The sequence below is a fragment of the Kitasatospora sp. NPDC004799 genome, assembly GCF_040609095.1.
In the GTDB taxonomy this organism is placed as follows: domain Bacteria; phylum Actinomycetota; class Actinomycetes; order Streptomycetales; family Streptomycetaceae; genus Kitasatospora.
Genome location: NZ_JBEXJK010000642.1, coordinates 1 through 2,913, shown reverse-complemented (window position 1 = coordinate 2,913; position 2,913 = coordinate 1). Strand labels below are relative to the sequence as shown.

Annotated in this window: 3 protein-coding genes and 1 tRNA gene; 2 read left to right on the top strand and 2 right to left on the bottom strand. The window is 73.3% G+C overall.

The features are described from left to right. Nucleotides 1-565: single-stranded DNA-binding protein (locus ABZW03_RS39310; RefSeq protein WP_355269448.1), on the bottom strand; the 565-nt coding region annotated here is incomplete at its 3' end. Between the two features lie 668 nt (nucleotides 566-1,233). On the opposite strand from ABZW03_RS39310, the gene ABZW03_RS39305 reads away from it, so the two are divergent. Next, nucleotides 1,234-1,309, top strand: a tRNA-Arg gene (locus tag ABZW03_RS39305). A gap of 304 nt (nucleotides 1,310-1,613) precedes the next feature. On the opposite strand, the gene ABZW03_RS39300 is transcribed toward ABZW03_RS39305, so the two are convergent. Continuing rightward, nucleotides 1,614-2,240 (bottom strand): TetR/AcrR family transcriptional regulator, encoded by a 627-nt coding sequence (locus tag ABZW03_RS39300; protein WP_355269446.1) that lies wholly within the window; start codon nucleotides 2,238-2,240, stop codon nucleotides 1,614-1,616. A 76-nt stretch (nucleotides 2,241-2,316) separates the two neighbouring features. Between ABZW03_RS39300 and ABZW03_RS39295 the strand changes: the two genes are divergently transcribed. Then, nucleotides 2,317-2,865 (top strand): GNAT family protein, encoded by a 549-nt coding sequence (locus ABZW03_RS39295; RefSeq protein WP_355269444.1) that lies wholly within the window; start codon nucleotides 2,317-2,319, stop codon nucleotides 2,863-2,865. Nucleotides 2,866-2,913: the final 48 nt, after the last annotated feature.

Sequence of the window (2,913 nt, the reverse complement as noted above, 5' to 3'; positions counted from 1 at the left end):
GCTCCCCCGCGCCCGACCGCCCGCCCGGCGGCAGCGCCCGCACGGCGGGTGCCGCGACCGCCGCCGGAGCCGCCGCGACGGCCGCCCCCGAGGCCGTTCCGCTGCCCCGGCGGGCCTCCACCGCGCTGACGATCCACTCCGGCACCGCCTCGCTCGCGGGCTCCGCCCCGCCCGGCCCGGGACCGCCCGGCGGCTGCCCGCGCACCCCGGCCGCCCAACGGAACGCCGTGGTACCACGGGTGAGGTCGTGTCCGACCGATCGGGCGTCGATCTCGGCCCGACTCCGCTTCAGCTCGCCCTCCGTCCACTCGCGCACCCGCAGCCGACCGCTCACCAACACCGGATCACCCTTGGACAGCGAGCCGATCAGGTTGACCGCCAGCGCCCGCCAGGCCGTCACCCTCACCCACTGCGTCTCGCCGTCCACCCAGCACTCGCGCTGCCGGTCGTACCGCCGCTCCGTGCAGCCCAGCCGGAAGTTGGCCATCGGCACCCCGCCGCTGGTTTCGCCGTAGCTCACCTCCGTCGCCACATTGCCGATCACCGTCACGTGCGTCTCGCTCACAGCACACCCTCCGTTCTCGCCGATGCACCGTACGGAATCGACCGGTGCGCCTTGAGCGTGCACTTCGGAGGAAATCCCGGCGACCGAGTTCCGAAATCCTGTGGATAACTCGGGCCGGTGGAACTGTTTTGTCACTCGCAGGGGTGAATTTCGGCCTTCCATGGCCACTTCGGCGCCCAGCTCTTCGCGGCCATGACAACAAACCCGCTGCTCGCCGCCCCGCCGGCAGACCCCCGAACCGCCCCGAGCCCGCCCGGGAACGCGCACCGGAACGCGCCCCGACGGCCGTCCGCGCACGTCATCCGACCGGTGCAACGGCGATTACGGCCCCCCACCCGCGCCGCCGGCGGCACATTCTCCGTGCCGAATCCATAACGGGTGAGGAGGCAGCCCCGTAACGACTGCACAACGTCCGGCGCGGAACACTCCCAGACCGCTGCACTCACGGCCTTCACCTGCGATTATCGGACCGCTCCACCGAACCGACACACCAACGGCGGTGTCGTCGCACCCGGCCGGGGAACCGGTCACCCTTATCCTGTCCCCGACAGGGCGAGGGCCCACGACCCCCACCCCCACCCTCAGGTACGGGGCCGGACAGCGCGCGCCCCGGCGCCCGCCAGCCCGATCCCGGCCACGGTCGCGCCCGCCAGGGCGCCGCCCGTCCCGCCCCCATAGCTCAGCGGATAGAGCACCCGCCTTCTAAGCGGTAGGTCGCAGGTTCGAATCCTGCTGGGGGCACCACCCGGCAATTCCGCAGGCCAACACACCGGCGAACACTTTCCGTGTCCGATGTGGACCTCCCGGTAATCCCACGCACCAACCGCTTTGCGCACCCATCGCACAGAACTCGTGACGATGCGTGGCATGGCGGCCGCGAATACGGGCCGGAATCGGACCCGACCGGAACGCCCCGAATTCCCGGAATCCCCCGCCCTCAGCCGGCGGATGCCCGCCCCGGGCCGGCAGCCCAACCGGACCCAACCGGCCTGACCGACCCGACCGGCCCGACCGGCCCGACCGGCCCGACCCGACCGGCGGGCCGCGGCTACTCCGCCCGCCCCGCCCGCCCCGCCAGCCCCGCCAGGTAGGCGTCCAGCAGCTCCGTCTGCCGCTCCGCCGGGAACTCCTCCGGCGCGAACAGCGCCTGCACCACCAGCCCCAGCACGAAGGCCTGCGCCCCGGCCGCGAGCGCGGCCGGATCGGCCTGCGCCGGGAGCTCCCCCAGCCGCTGGGCGTCCGCGACGTGCGCCGTGAGCGCCGTGCGCGAGCGCGCGTAGCGGCCCGCGTGCGCGGCCGCCAGCTCCGGGTCGGCCAGCGCGTGGTCCCAGGAGCCGACCCAGATCCGGTTGTCGGCCGCCCCCTCGCCGTCCAGCGGCAGCGTGTCCAGCAGCGACGCCCGCACCCGGGCCAGCCCGACCGGCGGCGGACTGCCGTCGGCCGGGGCGGTGCGCCGGGGGCGGGCCATCGAACGCCGGTCCAGCTCCTCCAGCGCATGGCTGAGCAGCGCCCGCTTGTTCGGGAAGTAGTGCGTCAACATCCCGGTGGAGGCGCCGAGTTCGGCGGCCACCGCGCGCAGGGTCAGCCCCTCGAAGCCCCGGGTGGAGAGCACCCGCCACACCCCCTCGGAGACTTCCGAGCGGCGGGCGTCATGGTCTCCACGGGCCGGTGTCATGGGGGCTATCGTACATACCAAACGTTTGTTATGAATGATCCAGCCCACCTCAGCACCGCCCGCGAAAGGCCCGCCCGTGTTTGCCGTACCGCTCACCGAGAACGCCGAACTGCGCCCGCTGGAGCCCTGGCAGGCTCCCGAGTTCCTGACCCACCTCGACCGCGCCCGCGCCCACACCGACCCGTGGATCCCGTGGGCCACCTTCTCCACCGACCTGGACTCCGCCCGCGCCACCCTCCAGCGCTACGCCGACGGCCTGGCCGCCGACCAGAAGCGGATCTACGGCATCTGGCTGGACGGCACGCTGGTCGGCGGCGTGATGTTCGTCAGCTTCGACGCCCGCTCCGGCGTCTGCGAGATCGGCGCCTGGACCGAACCGGCCGGCGAGGGCCACGGGCTGATCACCCGCGCCGTCCGGCAGCTGCTCGACTACGCCTTCGTCACCCGCGGCATGCACCGCGCCGAGTGGTGGTGCTCCTCCGTCAACGCCCGCAGCCGGGCGGTCGCCGAGCGGCTCGGCATGACCCGCGACGGCGTGCTGCGCGAGTGGTACCCGTACAACGGGGTCCGCTACGACAAGGAGATCTGGGCCATCCTGGCCTCCGAGTGGACCGCCCAGGACTGAACCGGTACGGCGCGGGGCCCGGTGGACCACAGGGGAGTCCACCGGGCC

What these genes read in the sequence shown, in the direction of transcription:
- ABZW03_RS39300 (WP_355269446.1), bottom strand. Translation starts at nt 2,240, where the DNA reads ATGACACCGGCCCGTGGAGACCATGACGCCCGCCGCTCGGAAGTCTCC.